The 16435-nt window shown below is 68.6% G+C and carries 12 protein-coding genes; 5 read left to right on the top strand and 7 right to left on the bottom strand.

Features of this window, described 5'->3' with window-relative positions; genetic code table 11:
- Window positions 1-85 precede the first annotated feature (85 nt).
- Window positions 86-6514 (bottom strand): prealbumin-like fold domain-containing protein, encoded by a 6429-nt coding sequence (locus AOP78_RS13865; RefSeq protein WP_062206006.1) that lies wholly within the window; start codon window positions 6512-6514, stop codon window positions 86-88.
- A 302-nt stretch (window positions 6515-6816) separates the two neighbouring features.
- On the opposite strand from AOP78_RS13865, the gene AOP78_RS13860 reads away from it, so the two are divergent.
- Window positions 6817-7293 (top strand): hypothetical protein, encoded by a 477-nt coding sequence (locus AOP78_RS13860; protein WP_062206003.1) that lies wholly within the window; start codon window positions 6817-6819, stop codon window positions 7291-7293.
- 16 nt (window positions 7294-7309) lie between these two features.
- Here the strand turns inward: AOP78_RS13860 and AOP78_RS13855 are convergent, their stop codons facing one another.
- Genes AOP78_RS13855 through AOP78_RS13835 form a run of 5 tightly spaced genes read right to left on the bottom strand, consistent with a single transcriptional unit; the run spans window position 7310 to window position 11810 of the window.
- Window positions 7310-8374 (bottom strand): aldo/keto reductase, encoded by a 1065-nt coding sequence (locus tag AOP78_RS13855; RefSeq protein WP_236685391.1) that lies wholly within the window; start codon window positions 8372-8374, stop codon window positions 7310-7312.
- A complete protein-coding gene (locus tag AOP78_RS13850) occupies window positions 8371-9327 on the bottom strand; it encodes a Gfo/Idh/MocA family oxidoreductase (RefSeq protein WP_062206000.1) in 957 nt (318 codons plus the stop codon). Before AOP78_RS13850 ends, AOP78_RS13855 begins: the two co-directional genes overlap by 4 nt.
- A complete protein-coding gene (locus AOP78_RS13845) occupies window positions 9324-10667 on the bottom strand; it encodes a protocatechuate 4,5-dioxygenase subunit alpha/beta (RefSeq protein WP_083980224.1) in 1344 nt (447 codons plus the stop codon). Before AOP78_RS13845 ends, AOP78_RS13850 begins: the two co-directional genes overlap by 4 nt.
- A 1-nt stretch (window position 10668) precedes the next feature.
- The gene (locus tag AOP78_RS13840; protein ID WP_062205997.1) at window positions 10669-11622 is read right to left on the bottom strand and encodes an amidohydrolase family protein; all 954 of its coding nucleotides are present in this window, start codon (window positions 11620-11622) and stop codon (window positions 10669-10671) included.
- Complete coding sequence (locus tag AOP78_RS13835; RefSeq protein WP_062205994.1) at window positions 11622-11810, bottom strand: hypothetical protein; 189 nt, start codon at window positions 11808-11810, stop codon at window positions 11622-11624. Before AOP78_RS13835 ends, AOP78_RS13840 begins: the two co-directional genes overlap by 1 nt.
- 103 nt (window positions 11811-11913) lie before the next feature.
- On the opposite strand from AOP78_RS13835, the gene AOP78_RS13830 reads away from it, so the two are divergent.
- Window positions 11914-12831: a LysR family transcriptional regulator gene (locus AOP78_RS13830; RefSeq protein WP_062205991.1), complete on the top strand. Its 918-nt coding sequence runs from the start codon at window positions 11914-11916 to the stop codon at window positions 12829-12831.
- 42 nt (window positions 12832-12873) lie between these two features.
- Here AOP78_RS13830 and AOP78_RS13825 read toward each other — a convergent pair whose 3' ends face one another.
- Window positions 12874-13524, bottom strand: a complete 651-nt coding sequence (locus AOP78_RS13825; protein ID WP_062205988.1) for a hypothetical protein — start codon at window positions 13522-13524, stop codon at window positions 12874-12876.
- Window positions 13525-13602: 78 nt separating this feature from the next.
- Between AOP78_RS13825 and AOP78_RS13820 the strand changes: the two genes are divergently transcribed.
- The 3 genes from AOP78_RS13820 to AOP78_RS13810 all read left to right on the top strand — a co-directional run bounded on the left by AOP78_RS13820 (window position 13603) and on the right by AOP78_RS13810 (window position 16123).
- Window positions 13603-14355: an IclR family transcriptional regulator gene (locus AOP78_RS13820; protein WP_062206146.1), complete on the top strand. Its 753-nt coding sequence runs from the start codon at window positions 13603-13605 to the stop codon at window positions 14353-14355.
- 123 nt (window positions 14356-14478) lie between these two features.
- Window positions 14479-15720: a 4-hydroxybenzoate 3-monooxygenase gene (locus AOP78_RS13815; protein WP_083980222.1), complete on the top strand. Its 1242-nt coding sequence runs from the start codon at window positions 14479-14481 to the stop codon at window positions 15718-15720.
- Window positions 15721-15895: 175 nt separating this feature from the next.
- A complete protein-coding gene (locus AOP78_RS13810) occupies window positions 15896-16123 on the top strand; it encodes an RNA-binding S4 domain-containing protein (RefSeq protein WP_062205986.1) in 228 nt (75 codons plus the stop codon).
- Window positions 16124-16435: the final 312 nt, after the last annotated feature.

Below are 16435 nucleotides of genomic sequence, written 5' to 3'. Positions count from 1 at the left end.
GGGGTGAGGAACCGCGACCGCCGCGTCTCAGGGACGCCGCCTCCGGTCAGGCGTGTTGCGTCCGGTCAGGGACGTTCCGTCCAGATCAGTGCGTGAAGCGCCTGCGGATCAGCAGGAGCGTCGCGCCGCCGCCGGTGAGCAGCGCGAGCAGCCCGAGCGCCCACCACGGGTCGGCGCCCGTCGTGGCGAGCTCCTCGCTCTCGGCCTTCGTGCCGCCCGTCGGCGTCTTCGGCGCCTCGTAGGTGTTGGTCACGTCGCACTCCACCACGAGCCCATCGGTGGCGGTGAAGGTGAACGTGTTGTCTGCATCGTCCTCGTCGTCGGCACCGGTGCAGACGAACTCGGAGGTGTAGTTGTCGACCGCGGTCTCGGTCACCGTGTAGGTCGTGCCGGGCTCGAGCGCCTTCCACGAGACCGTGTCGGCCGTCGTGTTGCCGGTGCCCTCGACGGTCACCGTGCCGATGTCATCCGGATCCGGCTCGACGATGAAGTCGAACGACCAGTCGGTGTCGTCCTCGACGCCCTCGACGCTCTTGGTGAGCTTGAGGGTCGCCGTCTCCACCGTCTCGGGAAGGGTGCCTTCCGCCTGCACGTTCGCGACGTAGCAGGTCACCGCGACCCCGACCTCTGCGACGAAGGTGAACGAGGTCTTGACATCGTCCATGTCCTCGAGCGGCGTTCCGTCACGCCCATCGAGCCCTTCCTCGGTCGGGACGGTGCACACGATCGCCGTGTTGAAGCCGTCGACCGGGGTCTCGCTCACGGTGTAGGTCTCACCGGGGACGAGCTCGGTCCACGAGATCGGATCGGCCACGCCCGGGCCCGTTCCCGTCACCGTCTGGGTGCCGGTCGGCATCGCCTCGGGATCGAGAGCGAAGTCGAACGACCACTCGAGGCCGGCGTCCACATTGGCGACCGCCTTGGTGAGCTCGAGGCTCGCCGACTCGGCCGTGTTGACCGCGTCGCAGACGATGGTGTCGATCAGCCCGGCGACGAAGGTCACCGAGGTGTCGTCCTCGTCGAGGTCCTCGACCGCGTCCATGCCCTCGCCGTTGCTGACCGCGCAGGTCAGCACCGTCGAGTAGCCGTCGACCGGGGTCTCGCTGACCTTGTAGGTCTCGCCGGGGATCAGCCCGACCCAGGTGATCGGGTCGGCCGAGCCGCTGCCCATGCCGGAGACGGTCTGCATGTCGCCCACCGTCGGCTCGGGATCCTCCTCGACCAGCTCGGCCGCGAGGGCCACGGCGGCCACGGGGCCGTCGCTCTGCTCGGGCTCAGGCTCGGGCTCGACGCCCTCGAGGGTGAAGTCGAACGACCACTCGAAGCCGTCGGCCACCCCCTCGACGGACTTGGTGAGGTCGATGTCCACGGGGATCGCCGTGTTGACCGCGTCGCAGACGATGTGCTGGTCGAGGCCGGCGATGAACTCCACGGCGTCGGGCGCCGAGTCGTAGTCGGCGACGAGGACGTCGTCCTCACCCTCCTCCACGATCCAGCACGTCAGCATCGTGTCGTAGCCCTCCACGGCCTGCTCGACCACCGTGTAGGTCTCGCCGGGAACCAGGCCCTCCCAGAGGATCGGCTCCGAGGGGGCGCCGCCCGCGGCGGACACCGTCCTCACTCCGGTCTCCATCGGGTCGTTGATGAGCAGGAAGGAGAACTCCCCTCCGAACCCGTCGGCGACGCCATCGACGTACTTGGTCAGCGTCAGGTCGGACTTGATGCCCGTGTTCACCGCCTCGCACTCGATGCTCTGGGCGACGCCGGCGATGAAGGTCACCGAGCCGTCGTCCTCGCCGTCCCAGTCCTTCACGAGGACCATGCCCTCACCCTCACCCTCATCGGAGTCGTCGACGACGTAGCAGGTGAGCACCGTCTCGTAGCCGTCGGCGGGCACCTCCCTCACGGTGTACTCGTGACCGGGGACCAGCTCGTCCCAGCTGACGGAACCGGACTCGGAGCCACCCTCGGCGTAGAGCTCACGCTCGACGCCCGGGTCCTCCGCGCTGTCCTGCAGCAGGAAGGTGAAGGTCTGACCGAAGCCGTCGGCCACGCCCTCGACCCTCTTGGTGAGGCTGAGCTCCGACGCCTCAGCGGCGTTGGTCGCGTCGCACTCGATCGTGTCGTTGACGCCGGCGGTGAAGGTGACCGAGGTCGGGTCCTCATCGTCCTCGCCCTCGTCGACGCCGTAGCAGGACACCAGCGACTCGTAGCCGTCGACCTGACTCTCCGTGATCGTGTACTCCTGGCCGGGGATCAAGCCCGTCCAGGTGAGACCCTCATCCTGCACCGCACCCTTGCCGGAGACGATCTGCTCCGCCATCGGATCGGCAGGCGGATCGAGCGTGAAGGCGAAGCTCCACGTGAACTCCGGATCCACGCCGGACACGGTCTTGTCCAGGTTCAGCGTGGTCGGCTTGGCGGCATTGGTCGCCTCGCACGAGATGCTCGTCGCCAGGCCCGCCTGGAAGGTGAACACCGTCGGCAGCTCCACAGGCACCGCCGCGAACAGCGCCGGGCCCTCCTGGATCACGGGTGTCCCGAGCACGCCGCACTCGAAGCCCATGAACTCGTAGTCATCGTTGGGCAGCTCCTCGAGCGTGTACCACTGGCCCGGGACGAGCGTCGTGGTCGCGGCTCCCTCGCCGTACTCGACCGTCAGCGGGATCGGGTCGGCGGCGGGCTCGAGCGGCTCACCCTCCGAGTCCACCGGCGTCAGGGTGAAGCCGAACGAGCCCCAGTCGAAGCCGTCGGCGACGCCGGTGACGTCCTTGGTGAGCGAGAACGGCACCTGGTCGGCGGTGTTGACCGCCGAGCAGGTCACGCGGGTGTTCGCCTCGGCGACGAAGGTCACCTTGTTGTCCAGCCAGTCGTCGAGCGACTGCCCGTCGACCTTGCAGTCGAGCGTCGTCGTGTAGCCCTCCTTGGGCTGCTCGACCACGGTGTAGGTGTCGCCGGGCGTCAGGCCTTCCCAGCTCACGGCCGTCGAGGTGTCGTTGCCCTCACCGTCGATCGTCCGCTTGATCGCAACGGTCTTCTCCGTGCCGTCGCCGGGCACGAGGAAGAAGTCGAAGCCACCCCACGGGAAGTCGTCCGCGACTCCCGTGACCGTCTTGGTGAGGTCCACACCCGCGGGCTTCACGGTGTTCACCGCGAAGCAGTAGATGTGCTCGTCGAAGCCGGCGGTGAAGGTGATGCCGTCCTCGTCCGGCTCATCGTCCTCGACGGCCTCCTCCTTCTCCTCGTCGTAGTAGCACGCGAGGGTCTGGTCGTAGTCGTCGTCAGTCTCCTCGGCGATCGTGTACTCCGTGCCGGGGGTCAGGGCCCACACCTTGCTGTCCATGGTGTCGCCGGGCTCACCCGTCGCGGTCCACTCCATCGCGTCCTCGCCGGTAGGCGTGAGCGTGAAGTCGAAGTCCCAACCGAGAGTGTCGCCGAGGCCGACCACGGTCTTGGTGAGATCCAGCTCCGAGGGCTTGGCGGTGTTGGCCGCCTCGCACTCGATGCTCTGGCTGAAGCCCGCGACGAAGGTGATGCCGTCCGCCACCGGATCGGTGTCGACGACCGGGGTCTCCGGGTTTCCGTCGTAGGTGCACGCGAGCGTCGAGGTGTAGTCGTCGTGATCGGCCTCGGCGATCGTGTACTTCGTGCCCGGGGTCAGCGACCAGACCTTGCTGTCCATGGTGTCACCCGGGTTGCCCATGGCCTTCCACTCCATCGGGTCCTCACCGGCTGCGGTGAGCGTGAAGTCGAAGTCCCATCCGAAGAGGGGACCGAGGCCCTCGACCTTCTTGGTCAGCTCGAGCTCCGAGGGGCTTGCGGTGTTCACGGCGAAGCACGAGATGTGCTCGTCGAAGCCGGCCGTGAAGGTGATGCCGGGGTCGTTCGGCTTCGTGTCGACCACCGCCGCATCGGTCTCCGGGTCGTCACCGTAGTAGCAGGTGAGCGTCGAGGAGTAGTCCTCGTCCGAGGCCTCGGCGATCGTGTACTCCATGCCGGGGGTCAGCGCCCAGAGCTTGCTGTCCATGGTGTCGCCGGGGTCGCCCATCGCGGTCCACGGCATCGCGTCCTCGCCGGTCGGCGTGAGCGTGAAGGCGAAGTCCCATCCGAAGAGCGGGCCGAGCCCCTCGACCGTCTTGGTCAGGTCGAGATCCGACGGCTTCGCGGTGTTCATCACCTCGCACACGATCTCGAGGCCGGGCGTCACCGTGATGCCGAAGCCCGCGGCATCACCGTTGGCGTCCTTGAACGGGGTCTTCTCCTGATCGTCGGCGTCGTAGCACTTCCACGTCGTCGTGAAGTCGCCCGTGGAGGTGGCCGGGTCCATGCCGTCGAGCTCGGTGAGCACGTAGGTCTCGCCCGGCGTGAGGTCGTCCCACGTCAGGTCCGCGGCGGCGCCATCTCCAGTCTTCCCCGTGTACTGCGCGGCGCCTTCCTTCTCACCGTCGAGCCACAACTGGAAGCCGAACTCCCAGGCATAGGCGTCGGCGACGCCGTCAACCGACTTGGTCAACGTGAGATCGCCCAGCTTGGTGTTGATCACCGTACAGGTGACAGTCTCGCCCTCAGCGATCGAGAACTTCGTGTCGTTGTCCGGGTAGAACGGGTCGCGAGTCTTGTCGTCGCTGACGCACTCCGTGACCTTGCTCCAGCCGTCCGGAACATCCTCGGTCACCATGAAGTCGCTGCCCGCGACGAACTCGCCGGAGAGCTTCTTGTCCGCGACCACGCCGTCCTCGGCCGTCTCGATCGTGCCGCTGAGCGTGCCGCCGATGGCGAACTCGCCCGTGCCACCGACCGACTTCTTCTCGACGATCAGCTTGCCCTTCTGCTCGTTCGTGAAGGTGCAGACGATCAGGCCCGCGTACTCAGGGGTGACGATGATGCCGTTGTCACCGAAGGCCGTTCCCACCGTCTTCGTTCCACCCTCGCCGTCAGGGCCCTCGCACACGACCCCCTTGAACATCCAGTCAGGGTCACCCGTGGCGAAGGCGTCAGTCGTGAGGGACTCGGTGATCGTGTACTTGTTGCCGAGCTCCACGGGGATCGTGAAGGACTCCTTGAGCTTGAGCTTCGTGCTGAAGCCGGCGGTCTCACCCGCGCCGAGCGACAGCTTCTGATCGTTGGGCAGTTGACCCTCGGGGCAGTCCTCCTTGACGTCGAACTTGAACAGGTCGGTCTTGTCGCCCTTGCCGTCCTTGATGACCTGTATGCCCGTGTAGGCGTTGGTGATCACGCACGACGTGTTGGCGCCCGGCGCGACCAAGGCCGTCTTGAGCGTCGTCTTGACGCCATCCTTGTAGTTGTACTGATCGCCGCCGTTGCTGCGGTCATACAGCGTCACCGTGGTCTCAGGGTGCCCCGAGGTGAAGATGTCGTTGTAGGTGCACTTGACCGTCTCGAGAGACCATCCCTCGCCAAGCGCGTCCTTGGCCTCCTTGACCAGGTAGTCGGTGCCCTGGATCGGCGCCGGGAACTCTGCGGTCGCCGGAGTCGACGGATAGGAGTCCGTCTCTTCGATCTTGAGGTCGCCAGTGAACTCCTTCTGGCCGGCGCCGACGTAGCCGTTGTTCAGCCGCTTGACCTTGTAGTCGAACGTCGTCGTCGTGTCCTCGACATTCGACTCCTTCTTCACGTCGAGCGTGCCACAGTTCGTGACCGTGACCTTGGGCCCGGCGATGATGTCGATGAGCGAGGAGTTGTCGTTGTAGCCGGCCACTGTCGCGCTCTGGCCGCCGATGTCCGACTTGAAGCACGAGCCTACGGATGAGGGGTCGTACTGAGCGCGGAGCTTGGTGAGGTTCACCGCAGCCTCGCCGAAGGTCTGGCTCGATGACAGGTCGAAGATGCCGCCGATGGCCGTAGCCTGCTCCACCCACGCGAGGCCCGCGGAGTACTTCATGACTCGCGCCGTCGCTCCGTTGTTGCCGGGGTTGAACTCGAACTCGAGCAGGAAGTCACCCACCCCGTCGCTACCGGGCCCGCTCGGGACCTTGCCGTCGCCGTTGTCGATGAACAGAGTCGCGATCATGGACCCCGAGTCGTCGTTGCATCGCTCGTAGGCGACGTAGATGATGTCATCGATTCCGCCATTCGCGACCGGCACCTTCTCGGCGGCGATGTACATGGTGGAGAGGTCGCTCTTGGACGGCGTGGCCTTGCCATCCATCGTCTTCCAGGTAGGTCCGGCATCCAGCTTCGCGAGGGGCCCACTGTCGGCGATGTCGTCAACGACGTCGTCCGGGTAGGTCAGGTCCGGGTCCCTGTCCTTCTTCGCGACGTTGCACACGTCCGTCGCATCGCCGTAGCCGTAGGTGGCTGGGCCTCCGTTGGAGGCGGCGAGCGTGTCCCAGTCGACGCCGGTGCTCGCCGTCTTGTTGCCGTCGATCTCGAAGTTCGTCCAAGGCACAAGCGAGTTGGTCGCCGCCGCCGGCGTCGCGACCATCACGACCCCCATCGCCGCGACGAGCGCGGTGATGACGAGCGCCGCCGCGCCTGGATGCTGTCGCCTCATCGCGACGTGTCGAGACCCCTCAGCCCCGGACGAGAATACGGACAGATGTCCCCATGCGGCCATGATCACCACTCCCTCAGCAGTGCACTCCGTCACACGTCTTTGTGTGTACGTCCCACTTCGGACGGTACCCCTGTGATGTGAGATTCGCCACACCCGGTGCACGATTGTGATGCGACACGCCGAGCATCCAGCACGAAGGTCCTAGAAGATTCATCTTCCCTGGTGTATATGTGAGCGCTCCCAACTCCGTGCTTCACGGCGCTCCAAGTTCTAGAATGGAAGCGGCACGGAGATGGATCATGGACGTCACATTTCGACCATGGCGACCGCTCCCGCTGGTCGCCCTCGTCGCAGCCGCACTCGCGGGGTGCGGGCCGGGTGACGGCATCTCGGCGGAGGACTACACGATCGACGGCGTCGTCCAGCTCGACGTCACGTTCGACGGCGCGGACTGCGTGTACGACGGCCCCGCGGAGCTCCCAGCCGGGCCGGCCCACCTGACGTTCCACAACGACGGCGACGCCTATGGCGCGACGAACCTCGTGGGCCTCGATGAGGGCTACACGATCCAGGACGTCATCGACGACATCGGACCCGAGCCGGGCAGGAGTCACCACCCGGAGTGGACCTTCGAGAAGGGCACCTACTACCCGACCGCTCCAGGCGCAGTCTACGAATGGGACGGCAAGCTCGAACCCGGCCTCTACGCGATCGCATGCACCTACAGCGAGCCGCTGCAAGTCTGGTTCGGCGCGGGCCTCACCGTGACCGACTGACGCGTCGGATCACCCCTCACGCGACGGGCTCGAACGCCTCCGCGTCGACCTCCGCCGACTGCTGCGCGGGATATCTCGGCCCCGACACCGTGGCGGTGTCGATCAGCTCCCCGGCCCTCACGAGGAGGACCGCGTCGACGGCGAGCCCCGAGGCCGCCAGTCTCTCGGCGGCCAGGTTCTCGCGCACATGGACGATGCTCGTGGTGCCGGGGATCGCGGTGACGTGCGGGCCGCGCGAGATCACCCAGGCCAGCGCGAGCTGCGCGGGCGTGCAGCCGGCCTCGGCGGCGAGCGCGCGCCAGGCCGGCAGCAGCGCGGCGTTCGCGGGCCAGTGCTCGGGCTGGAAGCGCGGCATCGGGCGGCGGATGTCCTTCTCCGCGAGAGCCGCGGGGTCGTGGATCGCGTCGGCGAGGAAGCCCCTGGCCACAGGCGAGAACGCGACGAGCGCGACGCCCGCCGCGCGGGTCGCCTCGAGCATGCCGAGCTCGGGGTTGCGGCTCCACAGCGAGTACTCGTTCTGGACCGCCGCGATCGGCGCCTCCGCGAGCGCCTGCTTCAGGCGTTCCACGCCCACCTCGGACAGCCCGATCGCGCCGATCTTGCCGGCGGCGACAGCCTCGGCGAGCGCGCCGACGCTCTCCGCGACGGGCACCTTCCTGTCCCATCGGTGCAGGTAGTACAGGTCGATGCGGTCGACGCCGAGCCTCGTCAGCGAGGCGTCGACCTGGGCGCGCAGCGTCTCGGGGCGGCCGTCGATCGTGCGCACGCCGTCGACCATCGCCATCCCGCCCTTGCTCGCGAGCACAACCTCGTCGCGGCGCCCGCGGATGGCACGGCCGACGAGCTCCTCGTTGCGGCCTCCTCCGTACAGCGTTGCGGTGTCAAGGAGGCGCGCGCCCGCGTCGAGCGCGGCGCGCAGCATCCGCTCGCCCTCCTCGGGCGGCGGCGCGACGCCGTACGCGTGGCTGAGCGACATGCACCCAAGGCCGACGCGAGGAAGGGCGAGGACCGGCGCCGTCTCCGTGAAACCGGGCGCCGCCCCCGCATCGTCCCTGGGCTCGTCCTCCCCGACCACCGTCACGCCAGCTGCTCCTCCAGCGAGCCGAGCACGCGGTAGCAGTCGATCACCTGGGCGAGGGACGAGTTCGGCTCGCGGCCCTCGCGGATCGCCGCGATGAACTCGCGGTCCTGGAGCTCGATCCCATTCATACTGACGGCGACCTGCGACACGTCGATCGGCTCCTCCTTGCCGTTCACGAGGTCGTCGTACCGGGCGATGTAGGTGCCGGTGTCGCCGATGTAGCGGAAGAACGTGCCGAACGGCCCGTCGTTGTTGAACGACAGCGACAGCGTGCAGATGGCGCCCGATTCGGCCTTCAGCTGGATCGACATGTCCATCGCGATGCCGAGGTCCGGATGGATCGGGCCTTGGAGTGCGTTCGCCTGGACGATGCGTCCCGCCTGGTAGGCGAACAGGTCCACGGTGTGGGCGGCGTGGTGCCACAGGAGGTGGTCGGTCCACGAGCGCGGCTCACCCTTGGCGTTCGTGTTGGTGCGCCGGAAGAAGTACGTCTGCACGTCCATCTGCTGGATCCCGAACTCGCCCGCCGCGATCCGCTGGTGGACCCACTGATGCGACGGGTTGAACCGCCGCGTGTGCCCGACCATCGCGACGCGATCCGAGGCCTCGGCAGCGGCGAGCGCCGCCTCGGCGTCAGCGAGCGAGTCCGCGAGAGGGATCTCGACCTGGACGTGCTTGCCGGCCGCGAGCGCGGCCCGCGTCTGACCCGCGTGAAGACCGGTCGGCGTCGCAAGGATGACGGCATCCACATCGTCCCTGGTCAGGACCTCCTCATAGCTGAGGACGACGTGGGGGACGCCGTACCTGTCGGCGACCGCCTGCGTCGGCCCTTCCCTGGTGCCGACGACCACCGTCACCTCGGCGTCGGGGATGTTCGCGAGTCCGTCAAGGTGCTTCATGCCGAAGGCGCCGGCGGCGCCGACGACCGCGACGCGGGTCCTGCCTGATGTCATGCGTGCACTTCCTCCTGGACCTCCGTCGTCGGGGCCGGCGCGGGGCCGACCGGGTTGCTCAGCACCAGGTGACCGACCGCCGTGTTGGAAGCGGGCACGTGGTAGAAGCGGTGGTCGACGCTCGGGGAGCCTCCCTCGAACTGATCATCCATCGCGCCGCGGGCGATCAGCCAGTCGACGAGCTCGATGCCCTCGGAACCGGCCTCGTCGACGTACTCCATGTGCGGCCACTCGGTGAGGCCCAGCGGGTCCGCGATGAGGTGGTCGAGGAACGCGTTGTCCCACTCCTCGTTGATGAGGCCCGCACGCGGTCCCTGGAGCTGGTGGCTCATGCCGCCCGTGCCCCAGATCTGCACGTTGAGGGGCTCGCCGTCCCACTTGTCGAGCGCGCGCCTGATCGCCTTGCCGAGCTCGTAGCAGCGACGACCCGAGGGGACCGGATACTGGACCACGTTGACCGGGAGCGGGATGACCTTGCACGGCCACTCCTCGACGTCGCCGAAGACGAGCGAGAGCGGCACCGTCAGGCCGTGATCGACGACCATCTCGTTGACCAGCGTGAGGTCGAAGTCGTCCTGGATCACCGACTGCGCGATGTGCGCCGCGAGCTCCGGGTGCCCGTAGACGTCCGGCACGGGGCGCGGGCCGTAGCCCTCGTCAGCGACCGGGTAGTGCGAGCCCGTGCCGAGCACGAACGTCGGCACGATCGTCGCGTCGAAGGCCGTCGCGTGGTCGTTGTAGACCAGGATGATGACGTCGGGCGTGTTCTCCTCGACCCACTTGTGGGTCCACTCGTAGCCCGCGAACAGCTTCTTCCAGTACGGCTCCTCGGTCTTGCCGAGGTCCATCGCGGCGCCGATCGCGGGCACGTGCGAGGTGAACAGCGCCGACGTGTAGCGCGCGGGCGGGTTGACCCGCATCACGGTCGCCTTCTCGTTGGACGGCGGCGTCCAGCCATCGAGGTCCTTGAGGCGCACCCCCTCGGGACGGCGCCCGCCGCCGACCATCATGTCGCGGTACGCGGCCTCGCTCATGCCGGTCATCGAGCCCGCCATCTGCTGGAAGCTCAGGCCGTGGGTCGCGCCGATCTTGGACAGGAAGTAGATGTTGCCGCCCTCGGCCATCATCGCGTTGAGATCCATGTCGAGCACGGCCTGACGCGCGGCGGAGGTGAGCGGCCACTCATCCAGGTACGCCTCGCGGTCGGCGAGGTAGCGCTCGCGGTTCTCAGGCTTCATGAGCGACATCGAGAACTGGTTGAGGTGGAAGCCCTTCCGGGCCTGCTCCGCGTCGAAGATGATCGTGCCGGGGATGTCCTTGTACGGCTTGTCGAGAGACATGTCATGATCCTTTCGGCCAGTAGAGGCGGCCCGGGTTGTCGACCAGCAGCTTCTTCTGCAGCTCGGGCGTGGTAGCGATCTGGGGGAGGTAGTCGACCAGCAGCCCGTCGTCGGGCATGTGGTCCTTGAGGTTGGGGTGGGGCCAGTCGGTGCCCCACAGCACGCGGTCGGGGAACTCCTCGACCACGCGTCGGGCGAACGGCACCACGTCGGTGTAGGCGTGCTGCTCGCCGTCGAGAGCGCGCGGGCCGGTGACGCTGAGCCGCTCGGGGCACGACACCTTGGTCCACACGTTCGGGTTCTCGCGCATGAAGCGCAGGAAGAGGCCGAACTCCTCCCCCTCGGGATCCTTCGTGACGTCGGGGCGGCCCATGTGGTCGACGACGACGTCAGTGGGGATGGCGGAGAAGAAGTCGTAGAGGTCCGGCAGGTCCTCGGCCTCGAAGTAGATGACGACATGCCAGCCCCAGGGCTTGATCTTGGCGACGATCTCCTCGAGCGAGTCCGTGGGAACCCGGTCCACGAGGCGCTTGACGAAGTTGAAGCGCACGCCTCGCACGCCGGCCTCGTGGAGCTCTCTCAGCTGGGCCTCCGTGACGTCGCGCCGGACGGTCGCGACGCCTCTTGCGCGGCCCCCGGCCCGCTTCAGCGCGTCGACGAGCGCACGGTTGTCGGCGCCGTGGCACGTCGCCTGGACGATCACGTTGCGCTCGAAGCCGAGGCGGTCGCGCAACGCGAAGAGCTGGTCGGCGCTCGCGTCGCACGGCGTGTACTTGCGCTCGGGGGCGAACGGGAACTGCTCGCCGGGGCCGAAGACGTGGCAGTGCGCGTCGACCGCCCCCTCGGGGAGCTGGAAGGTCGGCTTCGTCGGGCCGTCGTACCAGTCGAGCCAGCCGGGGGTCTTCTCGAAGCCGCCCGTCGTCTCGCCGTGGCGCGTGGTCGCGGTGTCGCTCATCAGGAGGCCTCCGCGAGACGGGGCTCAGGGAGGGGGACGATGCGACGGGCGGCGAGCGCGCCGCTCGCCTGGTCCGCGGTGGGGCCTGCTTCCCGCTTCGACTCCGAGGGGCACGCGTCGTGCAGAGCGCACGAGTCGCATCGGCCTTGCGGGGCGAGCGTGTCACGACCGGGGATATCGGTGATCACGAGTGGCGTCCTTGTCACTAGCGGTTCTCGATTCCGACTCTATTCCCGGCGACGACTGTGGTCCAATAGATTCTGCAAGGGCGCCTCATAGAGAGAATCGATAGTGTCACTCGCCGACCTCAACCAGCTCCGCACCTTCGTCGTGCTGTACGAGGTGCGCAGCCTGACCGCGACCGCGGACCGCCTCCACGTCACCCAGCCGACCGTGAGCTACACCCTCGCAAGGCTTCGCAAGCGCTTCGGTGACGACCTGTTCCGCCGCGAGGGCAACGTCATGGTTCCCACGCCCCGCGCGACGCAGCTGTTCGGACCGCTGCACGAGGCGCTCGCCCAGATCGACGCGACCGTGACGGACAGCGCCGAGTTCGATCCAGGCGACTTCGACGGCGAGCTCGCCCTGGGGCTCACCTCGATCGGCGAGCAGACCTTCCTGCCGCCGATCATGGCCGCGCTCACCGACCTCGGCGCGTCGCCCCACCTCGTCGTGAAGCGCCTCGACGCCCAGGCTGCGGAGGAGGAGCTCGTGCGCGGCACGATCGACGCCGCCATCACCGTGTCCCTGCTCGACACGTCGCGACTGTGGCGGACCCCCGTGCGAGGCGTCGAGTACGTCGCCCTTTCCTCGCGCTCACATCCGCTCCCGCCCACCGGCCCCGACATGTTCCAGGGGCGTCGCTTCATCAGGGTCTCCGCTCGCGGTGGCCACGTGTTCCCCAGGCAGGCGCTCATCGAGCACGGCCTGACCCCGCAGGTCGCACTCACCGTCGAGGAGTACTCGACCGTCCCCGCGGTGCTCGACACGACCGACCTCGTGGCCCTGCTCCCGCGTCACGTGGCCGACGTGTTCTGCGGCTGGTTCCCCGACCTCCGTGTCACGGACCTGCCGTGGCCGGGGACGAGCTCACCCGTCGCCCTCTACTCGCGCCGCGAGATGAACCTCTCGCCCGCGCAGCGGTGGTTCCGGCGCCTCGTGCTCCGCGCGGTCAGCAGCGGCGAGTTCACCGACGACGCTCAGCGCTAGCCGCGCCGCACCCCTCGACGCCAGGCTTGCCCACCACATCCCTCACCGCTGCGGCCTGTTCCAGCTCGCGCGCGCCGGGAACATCGGGGACCGCACGGGGATGGTCCATGACGAGTGCGGGTGGATCCGGAGCAGCTGCTGCTCCCACCACTGGCGCGCCTCGTCAGACAGCTTCGGCACGACCGCCTCCTTGTCGGCGTCGTCCTCGGGCCGGGGACTGAAGCACTTCCACAGCAGCTGCACCTCGGGCGCCCCTGTCGGGATCCCGTCGATGTCGAGCACGACGCGGTCCCACGGCAGCTGAAGCCGCGCGTCGCGGCGGTACATCCAGGCCTTCGCGCCCCCGTCCTCGACGTTCACGCGCAGGACCCATGCCTCGGCGGCATCGTCCCTGATCAGGACCGGCTGAAGGTCGGCGTCCTCCGCGGCGTCGGCGATCGGCATGTACCCGTCGCCGTCCGGAACCCACGCGCTGTACGCCGGCGGGAGCGCCTCGACGAGCGCGCCGAGGTCGCTCGGGATCGTGCTGACGTCGACGTTCTCGCGCTCGCGGATCGGCGAGCCGAGCCAGCGGTCCAGGGCAGCTCCGCCCGACAGCCACCAGCGAGCATCGCTCGGAGCGAGGAGGTCCGCGACCTGCTCGGCGGTGAGGGGCGCCCATCTCAGGGAGGGCGACGGCGTCGTCGTCGACATGGCACGAGGCTACCGCTCGGGCCACCAACGCCGACAGCGACACCCGACCCCCGCATCGTCGTGTGGCATCCTGCCGACGTGGCCAACTCCCCCTCCGGCGACTCGGTGACCGACCGCATCGTCCGGGTGCTCGAGACGTTCACCCCGACGCGGACGGTGCAGACCGCGTCCGAGGTCGGACGGCGCGCAGGGCTGCCGTCTTCGACCGCGCACCGCGTGGTGAGCGACCTGGTATCCGCAGGACTGCTGGACCGCGACGGCGAGGGGCGGCTCAGCGTCGGGCTGCGGCTGTGGGAGCTCGCGACGCGCTCGTCGCACGCCCTGAGGGTGAGGCAGGCCGCGATGCCCGCGATGGAGAGGGTGCAGGCGCGCGTGCGCGAGCACACGCAGCTCGCGATCCTCGAGCAGGACGAGGCGCTGTTCCTCGAGCGCCTCAGCGACCCCGACGCCGGCGCGAACATCACGCGGATCGCGGGCCGTCTCCCGCTGCACGCCACATCGTCCGGCCTGGTACTGCTGGCCTTCGCCGACTCCGACGTGCAGGAGCGCGTCCTCGCGCGACCGCTGCGGCGCCTCACCTCCGCGACCCCCACGGACCCCGCCACCGTGCGGCGCAAGCTCGCGGAGGTGCGCAGCCTCGGGCACGCGATCGCGCCGGGGTACATCGAGGAGGTGTCGACCGGCGTCGCGGTTCCCGTGCGCGACCGCATCAGCGGGGCGACCGCCGCGCTGTCCGTGGTGCTGCCGCGTGAGGCCCCCACGGCCCTCGCGCTCGAAGAGCTCCACCGCGCCGCCCGCGAGGTGGAGGCCGCGCTCGCCGGAGATAGTTGACGAATCCGCTTCCCGTTCAACGGGAATTGTCAACCATTCCGTCGACGCGCATGCCCACAATGGCGAAGCGCGGTGTCAACGAGGACGCGGCGCCAGCAGAGACACCGCGTCAAAGGAGACACCGTGACCTCGACAGTTCGCACCCAGGTCGCCATCGTCGGCGCCGGCCCCGCGGGCCTGATCCTCTCCCACCTGCTCGCCCAGTCCGGCATCGAGTCGGTCATCCTCGACCGCCGCTCGCGCGAGGAGATCGAGTCGACGATCCGTGCCGGCATCCTCGAGCAGGACACCGTCGACCTCCTCGCCTCGATCCCCGGCTCGCGGGCGCACACCGTCGGCAGCCGCCACGACGGCATCGAGCTGCGCTTCGACGGCGTCGGCCACCGCATCGACTTCGCCGGGCTCGTCAGCCGGTCCGTGTGGCTCTACCCGCAGCACGAGGCCCTCAAGGACCTGCTCGCCGCGCGCCTCGCCGCCGGGCAGGACATCCGGTTCCGCGCCACCGCGCACGCGGTCGAGGACATCGACTCCGAGCGGCCCAGGATCGTCGCCAGGGACGATGCGGGGGCCGAGCTCGACGTCGAGGCGGATTTCGTCGTCGGTGCCGACGGGTCGCGGTCCGTGGTGCGCTCCGCCCTGTCCGGGTCGCACGCGGGCTACTTCCGCGAGTACCCGTTCGGGTGGTTCGGCATCCTGACCGAGGCCCCGCCGAGCGCCGACGAGCTCATCTACTCGAACTCGCCCGACGGCTTCGCGCTCATCAGCCAGCGGTCCGAGACCGTCCAGCGCATGTACTTCCAGTGCGACCCGCACATGGACGCGGACTCGATGAACGACCAGCAGATCTGGGAGACGCTCGACCGGCGCGTGCCGGGGGTCGAGCTGAAGAAGGGCCCGATCTTCCAGAAGGGCGTGGTGCCGTTCCGCTCTTTCGTCGCGCGGGACCTGCAGCGCGGGCGGATCGCGATCGTCGGCGACGCCGCCCACACCGTGCCCCCGACCGGGGCGAAGGGCATGAACCTCGCGGTCGCGGACGTCGTCGTGCTGGCGCGTGCCCTGGAGGCGCTGCTGGGCCGCTCGGACTCCGGGCCGATCGACTCCTTCGCCGACGAGGCACGCAAGCGCATCTGGAAGGCGCAGCACTTCTCGTGGTGGATGACGAGCATGCTGCACCAGATCCCCGACGCGTCGGAGTACGACCGCCTGCGCCAGCTCGGCGAGCTGCGCTCCGTCGTCGACTCCGAGCACGGCCGCGCCTACCTGGCCGAGGCCTACACGGGCTGGCCGATGGATCTGGGCGCGGCGATCGGCTCGGCCGCTCCCGCATCGTCCGCGGCCGATCTGCTGACTCGTCGGGCGTCCTGAACCGCCTCCCTCCCTGCCGCAAGCCCGGGCGGCCCGGATCCTCCTCCCGGGCCGCCCGGCCATGCGCCCCAGTAGGTCATCAGTGTCGAGAAGCGCGCCGATCTCAGCACCCAGGACCTACTGGGGCGCATCGCGGCTGCGGGTGGGCTGCGGCGCGCCCGGATAGCATGCGGGTATGGCTCGACCTGCTCCGATCGACGACGTCCCCACCCACGGCGGGGTCATCCGCCTGGGCCAATTCCTCCAGCTCGCGGGGCTCGTCGACTCCGGCGGCGAAGCGAAGGAAGCGATCCGCGAGGGCGACGTGCTCGTCAACGGCGAGGTCGACGAGCGCCGTGGACGGCAGCTCCAGGTGGGCGACATCGTGGAGCTCGGTGGACGGAAGGCACGCGTCAGCGAATAGCGCGGAGCGAGCGTGAATGCATCGCCCCACAGAGGGGCTGTGAGCAGCTCATGCACGTCGATTCGGGCCACGACGTCCACCACGGCCACGCGCATCAGGGCCGCAGCTTCGCCGATGGTGAGGGAGGCTGCAGCGATCGCCGCCTCCCCGCCGACGTGTCGAGTCTCGTAGACCGCGGACCATGCGCCTTGCGGTGCCTCCCACGCCGTGCGCATGGCTTCCTCCCTTCATCCGTGAGGCGGGAGGCGGGAGGAGCTTCTCGCGGGACTCCTCGGTCAGCAGTACCTGGCCCTGATCGGATCGGGAATTCTC

Source organism: Demequina salsinemoris (assembly GCF_000974805.1).
Classification (GTDB): domain Bacteria; phylum Actinomycetota; class Actinomycetes; order Actinomycetales; family Demequinaceae; genus Demequina; species Demequina salsinemoris.
Note: the sequence above shows the minus strand (reverse complement) of the source record. Positions and strands in the feature narration are given on the sequence as shown.